This is a genomic window from Cellulomonas dongxiuzhuiae (genome assembly GCF_018623035.1).
GTDB classification, from domain to species: Bacteria; Actinomycetota; Actinomycetes; order Actinomycetales; family Cellulomonadaceae; genus Cellulomonas; species Cellulomonas dongxiuzhuiae.
This window is the reverse complement of the sequence record NZ_CP076023.1, coordinates 2,202,218-2,219,894: the sequence shown is the minus strand read 5'-3', so window position 1 is coordinate 2,219,894 and position 17,677 is coordinate 2,202,218. Positions and strand designations below refer to the sequence as shown.

Here is a 17,677-nt window from a genome sequence, read left to right as displayed (position 1 = left end):
CGTACGGTCGGTCAGTAGACGACCCGCCGGGCCTTTGCCACGAGGTCCGAGTCGAGCAGGCCACGCTGGATCCACTCAGCCGCGGTCTGCAAGTGCACCGGGATGCCACCGATGTCGATCACCTCGTCCACCGCCATGTGGGTGCCGCCCTTGGATGGGTGCTCGATCGTGCCGCTGATGAACCGGTTCCAGAACCCGGACATGACCGCGAACTTGTCCGTGCCCTGCAAGGCTCCGGTCAACGCCTTCGAGCTCAGCACGTGCCCCGCCTCGATCATCTCGGGGTTGTCGAAGAGCACATCCTGCGTCACCCCGGCGGCCGTCGTGTTTCGCAGCCTGCCCGCGGGGTTCAGCAGGAACTTCAGCGGGTGCTGGGGGTCCGCGGCGATGAGGTCGATCACCGCCTGGCGGAAGCCCGCGCGGGTGTTCACCGTCCCGACTCGGCCGAGCGTCGCGGCCGCGACGGCCGGGGCCGCGTTCTGCCGCGCGGCGCGGACAGCGCCGTCAGCCGCTGCGAATAGAGAGTCCATGGTCACCGGGCTCTGGACGGTCGTGCCGGCCGCGTTTGCCGCCTGCTGTGTCCCCTTGGCAACGGACGTGCCGGCGACGGGGTCTCCGACCTTGTCGACCGCCTTGGAGAACATCTTCCCGGCTCCCTTCTTGGCGAGGGCGCCGATGCCGTCGCCCACGATGTTGCCCGCGCCGCTCTTGAGGAGGTTCTCGCCGAAGTCACCCTTGCCGCGCAGCGTGTCGTACGTGGCGTCGCCCGCGGTGCGGACTGCGAGCTTGGTGCCGTAGATAGCCACCTTCGTGGCGACCTTGGCCTCGACCGCGCCCGGGACGAGGCCCACGACGGAGTTCACCGCCATGTTCTTGGCAAAGCTCCCTAGCGGGCTGAAGTCCTCCTCTCCGGTCGCCTTGGCGATCCCGGCCTCGACACCCGTCTCGGCCGCAGACTCCAATGCCCGCCAGCCGAGGTAGATCACCACCGGGATGAGCCAGACCGGCCCACCACTGGGGTCCTTCGCGATCACGGGGTTCGCCAGCGCGTACAGGTACACGTTGGGGGAGTCCCGGAGGAGCAACGGATCGGCCGCGGTCCACCGCGCGAGCCACGGCGCGTAGTAGCGCGCGCCGTGGTAGTACAGCCCGCTCTCCTCGTCCCGCTCCCGGGCGGAGTACCGGTAGCGTTTGGGGCTCGCCTGCACGTCCGCTCGCACGGCCTGGTACGTCGTGCTCCCGTAGGGCGTGTACTCCTCGTAAGAGACGATCTCGCCGGACTCGTCCAGCTCCAGCACCGCCGAGCCGAGCAGGTTCCCGTGCTGGTACCGGACCACCGGCTCCGCACCGGCGGTGTCCGTCCTCGTCTCAACGAGGAGGATCCGTTGCTGGTCGTCCATCACGTGCAGCGTCTCGCGGACTAGTCCGGCATCGGCGCCCGCGTGCACCCGGTAGACCTCGACCCCGCCGAGGTAGACGCGTTCGTCCTTGATCGCGCCGCCGGGCAGCTCTGTGACCTTGCGCACGCGCCGCCCCGCGCGATCGTCCACGTAAAAGGTCCGTTCGGCCTGCCGCTCGACCCCGCTGGCGTCCCCGGGGCCGACTGCCTGTCGACGGGTGACCCGCAACCGGTCCGCGTGGTCCCACTCCAGCTCCTGCAGGTGCGACATCGTGCGCTGGTTGCCGTGCCCGTCGTACCCCGTCCCGGCGGCGCTGTAGACCTCGATGCTGCCGCCGACGGTCGAGGCGGTCAGCCGGTTGCCGGAGCGTCGGGCCGTGCCGTCGGCACCGCTCTCCAGCAGGCTCGTCTCCTCATACCGGAAGGAGCGCGACCACGTCTCGGCGCCCGGGCAGGCGACCGCGTGCCGCAGGGTCACCAGGTTACCGACCGCGTCGTACTCGTAGGTCTCGCAGTACCGGCTCATCGCGCCGCCGTCCTGCGGGTGGGGACGTCCGGTGCGGTGCGCGTCCGCGAACGAGTGGGATGTCGGGGTGCCGCCGGCCTGACCGACGTGCTCCCTGCCGGTGGCCTGCACGAGGCGGTAGACCGCGTCGTAGACGTGGTCGGCGGTCGCCTCCACCACGGCGTTGCGGAAGAACACGCGCTGCTGCGCGTCGTCCGTGACGCGGATCACGTTGCCGACCGGGTCGTAGGTGAAGCGCAGGTTCTGTACACCGCAGGGCACACCGGTTGGGCGAACCTCGGGCGCGGCCGTCAGTGGTGGCGGCGGATCCCCCCCGCAGTCCTCGGCGAAGGCCGGCCCCCTGCGCGTGTACACGGCGGCGAGACGGAACGTGTCGGGGTCATACACGTAGTTGGACACCACGCCGTTGCCGTGCACGACGCGCATCCGCCGGCCCCGGGCATCGTGCTCCAGACGGGTGATCCCGGCGCCCGAGGGTGGTTCGATCCGCGGGTCGAGCACGCCGCTCGGTCGTGTCGGCCGCGCGAGCCACACGTCGACCCGGCTGAGGAGGTTGCCCACGCCGTGCACCGGCTGCACCACCGGCACCGGTGCACCCGGCAGGGACGGGCCGGTCAGCTGCACGGGGCGGTTGAGCGCGTCGTAGCGGGTGCCGGCGACCGCACCGGCCCCAACGGCCGGAGTCCCTGCCCAGTCAGTCAGGGCGCGATGGTCGGTGGTGACCTCCCGGGTGGTGAGCACCACATTCCCCTTTCCGTCGTACTCCACGGTGACCCGGCCGGCTCCGTCGCGCTCCCGGTGCACCCGACCACGCAAGTTGCGGCCGGCCGGGTCGGGAGCGTCCTCGCCGTACTCCGTGGCGGCGACCACGACCTCCGCCGCCAGCGTGCGTGGGTCGGACTGCGCGGCATCCGTGCCACGCACGGCAACGGCGCGCCGTCGCCGCGCGACGTCGTAGCTCGACCGGGTCACGTGTCCCCGCGAGTCCCATAGCCGGATCTCCTGGCCGGTCACGTCAGTAAGTGACCAGCGTGTCCCGGCGTCCATGGTCTCCACCCGGAGGCGGTTGCCCAGGAGGTCGTAGGAGTAGCGGGCAGCGGTGCGCCCCAGGGCATCGACGACCGCGCGGGCGTTGCCCTGCACGTCCAGGTCTGTCCGGGTGTCCAGGAGGACCGGCTCGCCCTGGGGATCGAGCCCGAGAGAGGCGCGACTCAGGACCGTCCGACCCAGGGGGTCCAGGTAGGTCGTCGTCGGCGTCCCGGCATGCGCGGCGGCCTGTTCCGCGGCGATCCGTTCGGCCTGGCCGAGGGCACCGTTGCGGCGCCGTGCGTACCACGTCGTCCACGCAGGATCCAGTTCTCCGAGGAAGACTGCGGCCAACGGTGCGACGTCCGGGTCGGTCCGCGGGTCGCCGGTCTGCAGGCCGTCGGCGGTCGGGGCGCAGGTGTCGTTGACGTCGAAGTTGGCATGGCGCCAGGCGTCGAAAACGACCTTTTCGTATGTGCCGTTAGGGTGCAGCACGGCGACCAGACGCCGCAGCGGGTCGTACACCTGGCGGGAGGCCACGCCGATCGCGACATCGAAGTCCGGCCGGTGCGTGTCCGAGAAGAACGGCTCGAACACGCGAATGGGGTCGCCCTTGGCGTCGTACTCGGTCCACCCGCTCCCGACCCAGCGCGGCTCCGCGGGCTGGGTAGTCATCCGGGGACGGCCAGCAACGACGGCGATCCGTCCTGCTGCGTCCCGCTCGGGCACCGGACCGCCCTCCGCACGGGTCTTGGACTGCAGATCCCTGCCGAGCCCGTCGTGGTAGGTCAGCACGTGCAGGGCCCCGGAGACAGCGCCGGGCACCAGGTCGCCGGTGTGCGTCTCCCGTGAGATCGTGAGCACGCCCAGCGGCTCTCGACGTGCGGCAACGGCAGCGCGGCCGTATGCGAAGAGGTCGTAGATCAGCCGTGTGGTGGCCGAGCCCAGGAGCGTGGCGGTGTCGGTCAGCGGCGCCTCGAGCGCACGCCGGACGGCGGCAGGCGTCAGGAGCGCGTCGACGTCATCCACCGTGTCGCCGGGGGTGCCATCCTTGCCCGTGACCGCCGTGGCCACCACGAGACCGAGCGCGTCGAAAGCGACCGCCGTGCGGTTCCCGTTCGGGTCGGTGAGCACCGTAGGTGCGAGCACGCGGTAGTCGTTCTCCACGGTCGACACGTTCCCGACCGCGTCAGTGGTCCGCACCGGCAGCAGGTCACAGAGGTCGTGGTCGACGAGCGTCTCGGCCGGTCGGCCGGGCAGGTGGAACGGGCTGCGCTGGTGGCGCAGCAGGAAGAAGTGTCGTCGTGCTGTGTCGAGCTCGGCGGTGGGATCCGTGCCCGGCGGGGCGTAGAACCCGCGGCCGGACGGAGCCCACCACCGGCCGTCCCCGTCGAGGTCGACGTGCCCGCCGCGGTCCGCCGCCGCGTCGGTCGCAGCGTCGACGGGCAGCACCGTGGCGGGATCCGGGATCAGGGGTGCCCCGCCCGCGCCTGACGGCCGGCAGAACGACGCAGAGATGACCTCGGGCGTCAGCGCGAGCCGGTAACGCTCGTGTACCAGTCCCCGGAGGTCCTGGAAGCCGTCGGGGCACGGTCCGGTCAGGTCGTCGCGCCGGTACCGCGTGCGCTCACGCGAGACCGGCCGGCGCCGGATGGCACCGACCGGCGCCGGTAAGTGCGGCGCGATCTCGGTGGCCTCGGTCAGCAGGGCCGCGTCGTCGATGCTGAGCACCGCCCCCGGTGGCAGGTTGAGGCCGGTGAGTTCCCAGGTGGACGTGTCCCATGGTGCGGGCGCGCGGTGCTCTCCCGCAGGCGCGCCCGGCAGGGGCCAGGCGGTGTACCGCGTCTCCGTGCATAGTGCGATGGCGGTAGCCTGGATGGTTTGGGTCGCGGACGGGAGAGACGAGTCCGGAGCCCGCCCGTATGCGATGCGGACGGAGCGGGTGACGTCACCGAACTCGTTGACCGCCAGGGTGAGGTCGTGCAGCACACGCGGGTGCTCGGGTTCGCGCTCGTAGTGGTACGAGAACGACTCCCGCGGATGGGCGAAGAACACGGCGTGCCGGTTGTTCTCGCGTGGCTGCTCGCGTCGCAGCGTGAAGTTCTGCTCGACGACGAGATAGGGGTGGCCGAACGGGAAGCCCGCTCCGTCGGTGCCGTCGAGGGCGAAGACCTCCTGGCGCAACATGGCCCCGCGAAGGGCACGGCAGGCCTCGGACTCGTCCCACACGTTCAGCCCCGGCGGTAGCGGGGTGTCGTCGAGCAGGCGCTCCAGCACGGCGGCGCCGGTGAGCCCCGGCTCGCGGTAATACTCACCCGGCTCCAAGACCGTGCCGGCGTAGAGCGTGGAGATGCGGTCGCGGTCGAGGTACGCGCCGGTGTGGAACCACGTCCGGGTGAGCACCGGTGGAGGCGACGTGGCGACCACCCCGTCGGCGGGCGGGGACCCGTCGCCCGCATCCCGCTCGGCGGAGTCGAATTGATCGACCCGGCCGAAACCGCGGAACTCGCGATCCTCGTAGAGTCCGTGGGCGTACTCGTATCGGGTGATGAACCTGCTTCCGCTGATCCGGTCGGCCGTCTCCACGCGCTCAACGACGTGGACGGGGAATGGGAGCCGGGTCAGCCACGGGCTGCCCTCGGCGCGGTCGCGGAGCGCGAAGTCGGTCGACGGCACGTAGGTGATCTCCGTCTCGGCGCCGCGGCCGTTCGCCACGCCGACGAGCAGGTAGGGCTTCCGACCACCGAAGACGTCGACGTATGTCACCGGTGCGCCCGCGTCCGCGGGAAGCGACGACGACCGGACGACGCACGGACTGCCGCGACCCAGCAGGTCCGCCACCACGACGGACGACACGCCGTCAGGCACCGCGAAGCCGCCCAGGGGCACGGGGTCGGACCAGGAGTTGCCGGACCGGTTGAACCACAGCTCCGCACCGCCTCGGCGGAGCAGGACGATATCGCTCGCACCGGTCCCGTCGAGGTCGGCGAAGAGGACGCGCGCCGGGTCGAACGGCTCGTCAGCGCCCAGGTGCGGGGGGTTGCCCATCACGACCTTGCGGCCGAACCGGCCGTGTCCGAGGTTGGGCCAGTAGCAGATCTCCCCGTCGCGCACTCGGACGAGGTCACCGAGCCCGTCACCGGTCAGGTCCACGACGCGCAGGGCCGCATCATTGCTTGGTTCGATCGCGAACGGCTCTGCCCCCGACGGCTGTGCCCGCATCACCCGGCGTGCCGGGCCGAAACCGTCTTCGGCGAGCGACGGGAACCAGACCTCTCGATCGGGATCGGTGAGCAGCACGTCGGCGTATCCGTCACCGGTGAGGTCCGCGAAGTCGAGCGTGGCTTGGGTCCAGTCGAGCACCGGTAGGGAGGCGAATGCCCGGTGGGGGGCCCAGCTCCCGTCCGTCGTCCGCTCGTGGAAGCCCGGGGTGGGGCCCTCCAGGTCCACCAGGTCCAGGTGCCCGTCGGCCCCCAGGTCGAGCAGCTGGCGACCGCCCTCGAGGCCGCCAGCGGGTCGAGTGCTCTGGAGGGTGGGGGCAGCCAGCCGTCCGCCACCCTCGTTTCGCTGGTACCACAGCGCGCCGGCCTTGTCGCACAGCACCCCAGGTATGCCGTCGCCATCGAGGTCCACCCAGGTCGTGGCGCCCGACGAGCCGAAAGGGCGGGGGTGTTCGCTCTCCGGCGGCAGCCTGTGCACCTCGCGCTGGACGGGCGGTCGTGCGTACCGCATCCTGACGGGCGGCAGCGACTGCCGGACGTAGGTCGTCCAGGTGGACGCGTCGGGTCCCGCGACGACCGGGTCTGACGGCCGCACGACGCCATGCTCGGTGACCGAGGTCAGCACGGAGGCGAACGGGGTGCTGCCGGGATGGGTGAGGAGCTCCCGCGTGGTTAGCCCCGCCGGCGCGTCGTCGTATCCGAGCTCGAGGGCCCGGACCAGGAAGGGTAAGCCGTCCGTGCCGGGCATCTCGGCGTGGAACATCAGCACTGCCTTGCACCGCCGGTAGGTGCGCAGCTCGAATCCCGCTCGGTAGCTCGAGAACGGGTCAGGGCGCATCGGGGCCTGGGTGCCGGCCGTCGGTGACGCGCGAAGCCTCGACAGCTGCTCGTTTTCGGGCCGGCCAGGGTCCGCTGATAGGTGCTCCAGGTGCCCCTCGCCGTAGTCCAGGACCACGCGGTAGTGCCACCGTCCGGCTGCGTCCGAGGGCGGGTCGGGATGCAGCCGAGATACCACGTTGCCGTATCGGATTTCCTTGAGGTACCGGTTCGCCGTGCACTGCGCCAAGCGCTCGGCTGACTCGTACGAGTCGCTGAGGTCGACCCCCGACCCGTCCTCGCCGCGGTAGATGTACTCCACGACGTTGCCGCGATCATCCGACGTCTCGCTGAGCAGCCAGCTGAAGATCCGTGCAGGGTCAGCGGGGTCGGTGATGCGGGAGCCGGTATCCCGGCCGAAGACGGACGCGACGTTGTCGCGCGACACGACGCGCCAGAAGACATCGGCGGCATCGGTGATGTTGGTCCAGCGCTCGACGCGCGAGAACGTGCGCTCCGTGCGGGACCGGTACCGCGCGACCCGGTAACCGCCCCGCTCCTCGACATCACGCACCGCACGCCCGCTGGCGTCCCGCTTGACGGTGCGGTCCGGCCGAAGGCGGTAGGCAGGGACGAGGTCCTCGGACCGAGCCAGCGTGAAGACGTCGGACTCGGCGGCGTCGTCGTAGGTCGGCAGGCCTTTGTCGGTCTTCCGGGTCACCGCCGGCACGTCCAGGCTCCAGCCCAGACCGAAGGGGCCGTTGCCCCCGCCGGAGTCGTAGCTCAGGGTGATCTGGGGTTGGCCGCCCCCCCGGCCCGGACTCAGCGGCAGCGGGAGGGTGAGTGAGCCGGTTCCCGTCGCCGGATTGGCCGCGAACTTCTCGCCCATGCCGCGAATGGCGCCGCCTCGCGGGAGGGACAGAGATTGCGGCGGCGGCGATACTCCCGCCTGAGTGTCGGGCGTGGGCGTGCCGACAGGATGTCCGCGGTTCATGGCCCCCCTTGCGGCGCGCTGCCCAATGGGACCGCACCACGGATCAAGTACCAACGATGGTGGTGACGCTCCACCCATCGGCTGCCCGCGTCAAGGAGCATCCGCGCCGACGCCCATCCGTGCGGTGAGCCAGCACCTCTCCCGGCGCGGCTTCGCCGGGGCGACGATCCTCTACATGACCCATTCGCCGTCGACCCTTCGTGGCTGCCGGAGGCGTGTGACAGAGCGGCAGGGCGAGGTCCGCGTGACTGCGATCGACGCCGGACATGAGATCGGCCACGTCGAGCCGAGAATTGCCTGTCGGGTCCGCGAGGGCAACGACGACTGACATCACACGTCGCTCGCCGGATGAGAGTCCACTTAGGCCGCCTGCGTCGCACACATCAGGTACAGCGCTCAAGCGCACCCGCAGGGGCTCGGATGAGCGGAAGGGCGCAATCCCGCTACGCGTCAGGCCATGCTCTTCGGCTAGCGCCGTGACCTGCGGTTCCGTTGGGCCTCGTGGGATGTCGTCGATCTGGATCGGTCGGTGCCACCCCCGCCGGGGACGGCGCCTCGATCCCGTTGGCTCGGGGGAGTGGCGACCTCCCGAAATGTGTCGAATGCCGGACCGTTGGGTAGCTCCGAGAGTCGCCCCAGCATTAGTGGGCGCCCGCATCTGCGGGGACGGCGCCAATCTGCGCTGGACGGTGGCGAGCTCGACGAGCTGGTCTACCTGCTTCTGCGTGAACCGGGTCCGGCGACCACGAGACGTAGGTGCTCGACGCGACCACGGCGCACCTGTTCACGCACCCACCATCCGGATGTCCCCAGGAGCTCGGCCACACATCCTCAGGGCTGCACGTTTTCGTGTCGCTCATTCTCTTCAGCAGGGTGCATCGCTCCTCCTTGATCCATCGGGACAAGGGAGGGTTGCGCGCACTCCTGCGCAAGACGCGCCGCAGCGAGCGGGGGCCCTTGCCGACGTCAATGCCCGCCCCACCCACGCGTGTCAAGGGCCATTGAGTCATGCCCAGAGGCGGTCGTGAACCTCAAGGACCTCACGAACCTGCTGGCCGCGGGTGGCTAGGGCGCTGCTTGGCGCCGATCTGCGCGCGAGCATGCCGACCCGCTAGTCGCCCGAGCGCCGCGAAACCTCGACTCCGCCGGGTGAGTCATGGGGCGGAGGCGGCTGCGGAGCATGCCGCATCCAGAACCCGAAACCGCACGCGATCGAGAAGTGTGCGCGGCAGAGCGGGTGTCGGTCGCCCTCGACCACGAAAGCGGACGACAGCTCGGGCCGCTGATCCAGCAACGGAAATCTCTCGTACAGGCCGGCAAGAGCCGTGCGCGGGACCCGCCAGGCGTAGAAGCCGACGACATCGACGAGGACGCCCCGCATCAAGTGGTGTGCTTCGACACCTTGCCTTCTAGCAACCATGCCATTGAGGTTGAGCGTAATGGCATCTCGGAGGCGCGTGATGCGGCTTTCCTCCCACCCTGCGCTGCGTGCGATGGCAGTTGCCCAGTCGGCGCTCCGAATCGAGAAGCAAGGTGCATCGCCCGTCGCAGTCGTGCCCGCGTCGAGGATCCCGACGTCGTGCGCGAGGCTCGCCACGTAAAGCAGCTCGCAGTCGAACTCCCGGTCTGTGCGCTCGCCGATGAACTTGCTCAACAGATACGTGCGCAGGCTGTGGTTCACCAGGTACGGCTCGGCGATAGCGGCAAGCTGACTTCGCGCAGTCCTCGCAGCGACCCCGTCCGGTTCCGCGAACTGGAAAGTGCCTCGCGGTCGGACGGGGGGCACGCGGAGGCGGTACAACGCATAGCCGGGAAGTTGAGACACAGCCAGCACGGCTGCCAGTCGAACAAGCTCGGCCTTGTCGCGAGGTCGCAGCACGCCTGCCGTGCTCCGGCACCAAGCATCGGAACCGACGTAGGACAACGCTGCACCTCCGGCGAGGCGATCACTGACGAGCAGTCCCACTCTCTCACCCGGCTCCGTACGGACGCCACGCGGCACCTGCCTGAGTGCGCGTCGGGCGTGCCAGGGGGAACGAGGTTGCGCACACCAGAGCCTCCGCTAGAGCCTTGGCGGCTCACCAGAGATCCGGTGCCGGAGCCCGTCCTGGGCCAGGCTCGACATCGTCGCGGATCCCAAATCCGGCCCACAAGCTTCTCGTGCCGTACCTCGGCACGTCGCGAATGCCAATCGAGCGGGCGACGGTGAGCACTTGAGTAGCGCTCAAACGCAACGCGTCTGGGTGGCCCGTCGGACCAGCCGGCGATGTAGGGCAGCGAGTAGACCGGGTCGAGGCCGGCGCTGGCGAATACGACGTAGGCGATCGACTCGGCTTCGACTTCGGCGCGTCCGCGGCATTGCGTTCCTTCGCCTTGTCCACGCCAGCATCCAGACCTCACCGGCGCGGGTGCACACGTGGACCGCGCCGCGGAAGCCCTGCGTCGCCTGGGCGCCGACAGCCCGCGTGTTCCCATCGAGAGCGACGGAGTTCCCGAACCACGCGAACCCGCAGGCGACATATCACTGCACTACCTGCAGCGACCGGCGTCCCGTCCGGCCTCGCCCCGGTAGCCCCCAACCAGCTCGAGCGAGCCGCGGATGCGGTGCCGCCTAGACGCAAGGTCTTGACGGCGCACCCGCAGCGGGAGAACTGTGGAGGACGCGGGCCGAGGCGCTCGGCTGCGGGATCCGTCGATGCAGACGGGGTCGCTTTCCGCAGCCATCAGGGGGTGGCCAGGTGACGGCAGGACCAGTTCACGCCGCAGCAGCGCAAGCAGACCGCTACGCCGGCCCAAAGCTCGATTGTGACGTCGTGATGAAGGGCGGGATCGCCTCCGGGGTCATCTACCCGCGAGCGCTCGCCGAGCTGGCAGCGACCTACCGATTCCGGGGACTGGGTGGTGCGTCCGCCGGCGCGATCGGAGCGGCCCTGGGAGCTGCCGCCGAGTTCGGCCGCAAGTCCGACGGGTTCGTCCACCTGGACCGCCTCCCGGACGAGCTCAAGGACGGCGGACTCGCGCGGATGTTCCAAGCCCAGCCGCGCACCCGTCCCCTGCTCGACCTCATGCTCACCGCGACCACGCCACCGCCCGTGACGGACCCCCCAGATCCCAGTAGTGCACCGTCCGCACGCAAGTCCAGTCGCGTCCCGCGCCTTCTCTGGTCCGTCGTGCGGGCATTCCCTGTCGCGACCTTGCTCGGGCTGGCCCCCGGATTGGCTCTGGTCGTCGTGGGCACCCTGAACCTCGGGCTGACAGGCTGGCTGCTCATCGGCGCTGGGCTGCTCCTGGCCGCGATCGGATGGGCTGCCGCCGTAGGCGTACGCGCCATCGGTCTGCTGACGCAGGCGGTCCCGGAGAACTTGTTCGGCATCTGCCGGGGACTGGGCGTTGACGGCGAGCCCGGACTCACGGACTGGCTCGCGGAGAAGATCGAGACGCTCGCCGGCATACCGCCCGGCGGCGAACCCCTCACCTTCGGCAACCTGTGGACAGGGCAGACCGTCAGCACGTGGTGTCCCGCGGCCGACCGCAAAGTCGACCTGCGGATGATCAGCACCTGCCTGAGCCAAGCGCGGCCGTACGAGATGCCGTGGGACGCACGGACGTTCTTCTACGACCCCGAGGTGTGGGCAACGCTCTTCCCGCCGCACGTGATGGCCGCACTAGAGAAGTACGGAGCCACACCCACTCAGCTCGACCTCGATGACCCCGGCGACGACATCGACATCCCGCAATGGCAATGGGAAGAGCAGGTGGCCCTGAACCACAACCCGAAGCTGCGCCGGCTTCCGGCCGCCAAGCACCTGCCGGTCATCGTCGCCACACGCCTGTCCTTGAGCTTTCCGTTGCTCATATCGGCCATCCCGCTGTGGACGATCGAGTGGAGCTCCGAGGCGTCCTGCGCCGCTCGAGAAGCGTTCCGGGCCGCACGCAAGGCTCGCACCGACGCCCCTGAGCGTGGGCTGGAGTTCGTCAAGCTGTGGTTCTCCGACGGCGGGCTGTGCAGCAACTTCCCGATCTACCTGTTTGACTCCCCGCTGCCCGCCCGCCCGACGCTAGCCATCAACCTCGGCAACCTGCCGCCCCGCCAGGACGAGCCCGCCCTGGAGCAAAGGGGCAACATCGTGTACGCCGACGACAACTACGACGGCATGCGGGCGACGAACGCGAAGATGCCAGAACGAGGATTCGCCGCAGTCGGCGCGTTCGCCAGCGGAGCGTTCAATACGGCACGGAACTGGCAGGACAGCTCCTACGTGACAGCGCCCGGCTACCGCGACCGCATCGTGCGCATCCTGCAGAGCAAAGCCGAAGGTGGCATGAACCTCAGGATGCCGAACAGGCTCATCGACCGCCTCGCCGAACGGGGAAAGGTCGCCGCCGCGATCATGGCCGAACGGTTCACCAAGCCCGTGGTCGACCTCAAGGGAGCGAACGCCTGGGAGAACCACTACCGGGTCCGCTTGCGCGCTCTGCTTGCCACGCTGCCGGACTGGCTCAACGCGTACGCCCGCGGACGCCAAGCCAGGCCCACGAAGCAAGCCACGAGCTACGCCATCGACGATGCGGCGACACAGGACCTCGCCGATGTTCTGAGCGCGGCACTCGACCGCGCCGCGCAAGCCGTTGCCGACGCGGGGCCCAAGGCAGCCACGAAGCTGGCCAGCGCGCCGAGCCGCGCCGGATCGCTTCGACGCATCCCACCGATCTGAACGCAGAACCCCACCAGCCGGGCACAACGAGGTGCAGGGACATCGCAATGGAGCATCCCGAAACTCTGGAACGACACGACCTCCCGTGGGCGTCGCAGCAGACCATCACCGACGAAACGACACGTCCCGTCACCGAGACCCTGGCCCAGCTGCGGCAGCTCACACAGTTCGGCCTGCCCTACGAAGCAATCAACGAAGCGGACGAGGGACTGCTGCAGGGTCGGTTGACACCGGGTGAGTGGCGATCATGCCGCAAGGGCGGCGTTCTGGGCGGTGAAGGCGAGCTCGAACTCGACGGGGGTGAGCTTGCCGAGGGCGCGCTGGCGGCGACGACGGTTGTAGGTCCGCTCGATCCAGAAGACGATCGCGTCGTGCAGGTCGTCGCGGGTGGCCCAGCGCCGACGGTTCAGGACATTCTTCTGCAGCAGCGCGTTCCAGGACTCCATGGCCGCGTTGTCGCCCGCTGAGGCGACGCGTCCCATCGATCCCTGCAGGCCTGCAGCGGCAAGGACAGCCCGGAAGGTCCGTGCTCGGAACTGGGATCCTCGATCCGAATGCACCACCACGACACCGGTCGGGGCGCGTCTGGCGACGGCGGTGCGCAGCGCGGTGACGGCGAGCTGGGCGGTCATCCGCTCGTCGATCGCGTAGCCGACGATCCGGTTGCTGAACAGGTCCTTGATCGCGCAGCAGTAGAGCTTGCCCTCACCGGTGGGGTGCTCGGTGATGTCGGTGACCCAGATCTGGTCTGGCTCGGCGGCAGCGAAGTTGCGCTGGACGTGGTCGTCGTGGACCGCCGGCCCCGGGGACTTGCCGGCGCCGCGGCGGCCCTTGCGGACCGTGGTGGACCACAGGCGCTGCTGTGAGCACAGCCTCCAGACGCGCCGTTCGCCGACGTCGTGCCCGGCGCGCTCGAGCTCGTCGGTCAGGAACCGGTAGCCAAACTCCGGGTCGTCGCCGTGGGCGTCGATCAGCGCGTTGGTCAGGTAGGCGTCCTGCAGCTCTCGGGCGCTGACGGGCTGCGCGAGCCAGGCGTAGTACGCCTGCCTGGAGTGGCCGAGCACCCCGCAGGTCAACCGCACCGGGATGCCCTCGGCGGCCAGGTCACGGACCAGCGGGTAGCTCATTTTGGGAGCGAGCCGGCGGCGAAGTAGGCCGCAGCGCGGCGCAGGATCTCGTTCTCCTGCTCCAACCGGCGCTTCTCCCGGCGCAGCTGGACCAGCTCGTTCTGCTCACTGGACGTCTGGCCATCGACGACGCCGTCGTCGATGTCGGCCTGGCGCACCCACCGCCGGACGGACTCGATCGAGATGTCGAAGTCGCCAGCGACCTCGGCGTGGTTCAGATCGCCACGGCGGGCGACCGCACGACGTCACGCTTGAACTCGGGCGGGAACTTCTTGGGCACAGCGACATCCTTCCAGCGGGACCTCGTCCCACAGATGGAGTGTCAACCAGCCCTGCAGCAGTCCCCGACGTCATCCGGGCAGTGCCCTGGGTCGACCTCAACGAAGCCCTCGCCAGCCGACCCCCTCAGCGACGAAGCGGAGGCGGGACCGAGGAAGAGCAGCTCATCGCGGCACACAACTCCCGACGGCAAGCCAGCGCACTCGCGCTGTGGTGGGCGAATCAAACCCAGGACCAGATCGAGATAGGTGACCCGGTCTGGGTGCAGGTCGCCGTGCCCACGTTGCTCATCGGCGCGCCGGACGTACCCGGCGCCGGCATCTCGTGGACGAGCACCGAGGCCACCAAGGACAGCCATGGGCTGAGCGTCACTGTCCTGGGTGCAGGCCTCGGGCGTGATGCCACCGACGGCATCACGCAGAGCATCACGCGCACCGCGGGCACCGGTCAGTACACACAAGTGGTCGTTCACCTACCTGTGCGTGTCTCCGAGTGGGGCTTCACCTTCCACGGCACCCACCACGTGCAGACCGTACGGGCCCAAGTCCAGAAGGAGGGCGCTCCTGTGCACATGGAGGTCCGTTGGGAGAGCATCGGCGGTCCGGTGGAGGCGGCCCGTGAGTTCGTGGAGCGGCCCGGCGACGTGGCCGACCTGCTGCACGGCCCGTCAGAGCAGCGCGAGGACTCCGCGCTGGCGGCGCTCTCGGCCACGGTGGGCCTCGATCTGACACCTCGGCTCAACGGGATCGCGGCAGGTATCAAGCTGACTGCGAACGTGTCCCGGTTGCTCTCGACACAAGTGAAGTCCACGCTGCCGACCGGCGGGCCTACCGTCCGTGGTACCCCACACAAGGGCTGGGCCTCGTCTGGCTCGAGCACCAACTCTGACGCTCCGCTGACAGCGGCCACGAGAAGCTGGGTGGGCCAGAAAGTGTGGAACACGCGAGTTCGGCATCGCGAGATTGTGGACACCTTCTAGCCGGCATGGTGCTGCGGGCCGACATCAGCGGGTGCCTGCTCGGCGCGGCGAGCGGCAAAGATGGGGGAGCGGTCGCAGTGCCTGCGGGTGGCGGTCAGCGCGGCGCGGACGACGGGGGATCCGACGACGTCGGGGCCTTCGGCGGTGATGCGCGCCAGAACCCCGGGCCAGTCGTCGGTGCCGCGTAGCGCGATTGTGAGTCGGCGAGCCTGCCATGGCGGGATGCCGAGGTCGGCAGCCATGGACCGCCGCCCGGGGTGTCCGTATGCGGCTGTCGCGAGATGTCACCCTCATCCTGGCGACTGCCGCGACGATCCGTGCCGCATCCGTTGAACTCCACCCGGCGTGTTCCAAGGCGTCGCGTGCGGTGGGCAGCACGACGCGCGCGGCTGGAGGTCGGCTTGGCCGCGAAGTTCGGATCGATGTCAACGACGGCTGAAAGTTGATCAGGGATCGACGGCTGAAATCTGACCACCTTGCCCGGTTGCTCAGTCGGTCGTGCTGGCCGCGGGTGGGCGGCCGAGGTCGCGGTTCTTGAGCCGGTAGGAGTCGCCTTTGAGTGCGATGACGTCGGCGTGGTGGACGAGGCGGTCGATCATCGCGGCGGCGACGGTGTCGTCGCCGAAGACCTCGCCCCAGCGGCTGAACGGCTTGTTGCTCGTGACGATCAGCGAGGCGCGTCCGTAGCGGGCGGAGACGAGCTGGAGGAACAGGTTCGCGGCTTCGGGCTCGAAGGGGATGTAGCCGACCTCGTCGATGGACAGCAGCGGGTAGCGACCCAGGCGGCGCAGCTCGTCCTGCAGGCGTCCGTCGTGGTGGGCGGTCGCGAGCCGGTTGACCCATTCGGACGCGGTCGCGAACAGGACCCGGTGCCCGGCCTGGCGGGCCCGGATCGCGATCCCGGTCGCGAGGTGGGTCTTGCCGGTGCCGGGCGGTCCGAGGAACACGACGTTCTCTCGGGCTGCGACGAAGTCCAGGGTGCCCAGGTGGGCGATCTGGTCGCGGGGCAGCCCGCGTGGTTGCTCGTAGTCGAAGTCCTCCAACGACTTGCGTCCGGGGAACCGAGCGGCGCGGATGCGCCCTTCGCCGCCGTGGGCTTCGAGGGCGGCGACCTCGCGTTGCAGGCAGGCGGCGAGGAACTCTTCGTGGATCCAGGACTCGGCCCGGGCGCGTTCGGCGAGCCGGTCGACGGCCTCACGCGGGGTCGGGGCCTTCAACGCGCGGGTCAAGAACGCGAGCTCGGCGCTGACGTCGCGGGTGTTGGTCTTGGCCGCGGGGGTCATCAGGCCACGTCCGTCAGGTCGAACGCCGCGTCATAGGCGCTCAGATCACGTTGCTCGACCTCGTCGGCGGGCGCAGCGGCCGGGCGGTGGGCTGCGACCTGGGCCATCGCCAGCGCAGCGTCGCGGTCGGCCGGGTCGGTGATGGTCTGCCAGCGCGCCCAGCAGCGCGGATGGGTCGCAACAACCCGGTTCCCCATCTGGACGCTGACCTGCTCGAGGTCGGCGACGACCTCGACGAACCGGCCGACCGAGTAGTCGTTCGAGCCCAGGCGGACGTAGTGATCCCGCGGCAACGTCACCCGGGTGCGCCAGCCGAGCTGCGGGGTCACCGGTGGCAGGGCGAGCATCGCCGCCCGGTCCACCTCCCACCGCTGCTCCGGCCGGAAGCCGAGCGCCCGATGCTTGCGCGCGTTGGCCAGCCCCAGCCAGTTGACCAGCTGGGTGTTGAAGTCACCCGGGCCGGTGAAGGTGCATCCGGGCAGGAACGAGGTCTCCAGGTAGCCGTTCGCTCGTTCCACCAGACCCTTGGCCTCCGGGTCGCGCGGCCGACACTGATGGACCCGACCCGCGGATCCCGTGGAACGCCTCGAAGTCGTCGGTCAGCTTCGGCTTTCCGGCCCGCCAGGACCCGACCGCGGCCTCGTTGTCCCAGACCAGCTCCTTGGGGACCGCGCCCATGCGCTGCAACAGCAGCCAGTGACCAGCGATCAGGTCCGGCGCCTGCCGGGAGGGCAGCATCGTCGCGAAGGCCATGCGCGAGTAGCCCGCGACCATCACCAGCACAGGTGGTGAGCCGACCTGCCCCGCCGCGAGCGGCACCTCGACCGGCGGGAACCACAGGTCGCACTGCACCCGCGCGCCCGGGTCATAGCTGGTGCGCGTGGCCGGGTCCACGGGCAGGCAGTACGGGCGCAGCACCCGCACCCGGTCCTTGAGCACGGTCAGCGAGTGCTCCCAGCCGATCCGCTGCGCGATCACCGTCGTCGGCATCGTGGGACAGCCCGCGAGCAGCACACGGACCTGCCCCTCGACAGGATCGACCAACGACCCGCGCGCCGGCCGCTCGTACTTCGGCGGCCGATCAGAGGCCAGCGCCTTCCAGACCGTGTTCCGCGCGATCCCGAGCCGGCGCGCAATCGCCGAGATCGCCATGCCCTCGACGCGACGCAGCCGACGGACCTCTGCCCAGTCCTCCAAACCGATCACCCTCCGCAGGATCGCGGCAAGGTGGTCAGATTTCAGCCGTCGATCCCTGATCAGTCTTCAGGCGTCGACGACAATCGACCGGTTGCCACGCGCAGAGCTTGTTTCG

The 17,677-nt window shown here is 69.8% G+C and carries 7 protein-coding genes and 2 pseudogenes; 3 read left to right on the top strand and 6 right to left on the bottom strand.

Annotated elements, in window-relative coordinates; translation table 11 throughout:
- Window positions 1–11: 11 nt before the first annotated feature.
- On the bottom strand, window positions 12–7,877 hold the full coding sequence (locus KKR89_RS09960; protein ID WP_214765477.1) for a SpvB/TcaC N-terminal domain-containing protein: 7,866 nt from the start codon (window positions 7,875–7,877) through the stop codon (window positions 12–14).
- Window positions 7,878–8,106: 229 nt separating this feature from the next.
- On the opposite strand from KKR89_RS09960, the gene KKR89_RS09955 reads away from it, so the two are divergent.
- Window positions 8,107–8,310 carry a hypothetical protein gene (locus tag KKR89_RS09955; RefSeq protein WP_208195206.1) on the top strand — a complete coding sequence of 68 codons (204 nt, stop codon included), beginning with the start codon at window positions 8,107–8,109 and terminating at the stop codon, window positions 8,308–8,310.
- 783 nt (window positions 8,311–9,093) lie between these two features.
- On the opposite strand, the gene KKR89_RS09950 is transcribed toward KKR89_RS09955, so the two are convergent.
- Window positions 9,094–9,948: an HD domain-containing protein gene (locus KKR89_RS09950; RefSeq protein ID WP_208195205.1), complete on the bottom strand. Its 855-nt coding sequence runs from the start codon at window positions 9,946–9,948 to the stop codon at window positions 9,094–9,096.
- Window positions 9,949–10,795: 847 nt separating this feature from the next.
- Between KKR89_RS09950 and KKR89_RS09945 the strand changes: the two genes are divergently transcribed.
- Window positions 10,796–12,697 (top strand): patatin-like phospholipase family protein, encoded by a 1,902-nt coding sequence (locus KKR89_RS09945; protein ID WP_208195204.1) that lies wholly within the window; start codon window positions 10,796–10,798, stop codon window positions 12,695–12,697.
- 245 nt (window positions 12,698–12,942) lie between these two features.
- On the opposite strand, the pseudogene KKR89_RS09940 reads toward KKR89_RS09945, so the two are convergent.
- A pseudogene (locus KKR89_RS09940) lies at window positions 12,943–14,104 on the bottom strand (IS3 family transposase).
- A gap of 81 nt (window positions 14,105–14,185) precedes the next feature.
- Here KKR89_RS09940 and KKR89_RS09935 point away from each other — a divergent pair.
- Entirely contained in the window at window positions 14,186–15,082 is an 897-nt protein-coding gene (locus tag KKR89_RS09935) for a hypothetical protein (RefSeq protein WP_208195203.1), read from the top strand.
- On the opposite strand, the gene KKR89_RS09930 is transcribed toward KKR89_RS09935, so the two are convergent.
- From KKR89_RS09930 to istA, 3 genes and pseudogenes are all read right to left on the bottom strand, one after another.
- A complete protein-coding gene (locus KKR89_RS09930) occupies window positions 15,079–15,324 on the bottom strand; it encodes a hypothetical protein (RefSeq protein WP_208195202.1) in 246 nt (81 codons plus the stop codon). The genes KKR89_RS09935 and KKR89_RS09930 overlap by 4 nt on opposite strands.
- A 246-nt stretch (window positions 15,325–15,570) precedes the next feature.
- Window positions 15,571–16,365 (bottom strand): IS21-like element helper ATPase IstB, encoded by a 795-nt coding sequence (gene istB / locus KKR89_RS09925; RefSeq protein ID WP_208195201.1) that lies wholly within the window; start codon window positions 16,363–16,365, stop codon window positions 15,571–15,573.
- Window positions 16,365–17,571 (bottom strand): annotated as a pseudogene (gene istA, locus KKR89_RS09920) (IS21 family transposase). Before istA ends, istB begins: the two are co-directional and overlap by 1 nt.
- Window positions 17,572–17,677 lie beyond the last annotated feature (106 nt).

What these genes read in the sequence shown, in the direction of transcription:
- KKR89_RS09960 (WP_214765477.1), bottom strand. Translation starts at nt 7,877, where the DNA reads ATGGGCGAGAAGTTCGCGGCCAATCCGGCGACGGGAACCGGCTCACTC.
- KKR89_RS09930 (WP_208195202.1), bottom strand. Translation starts at nt 15,324, where the DNA reads ATGGCTGCCGACCTCGGCATCCCGCCATGGCAGGCTCGCCGACTCACA.
- istB (WP_208195201.1), bottom strand. Translation starts at nt 16,365, where the DNA reads ATGACCCCCGCGGCCAAGACCAACACCCGCGACGTCAGCGCCGAGCTC.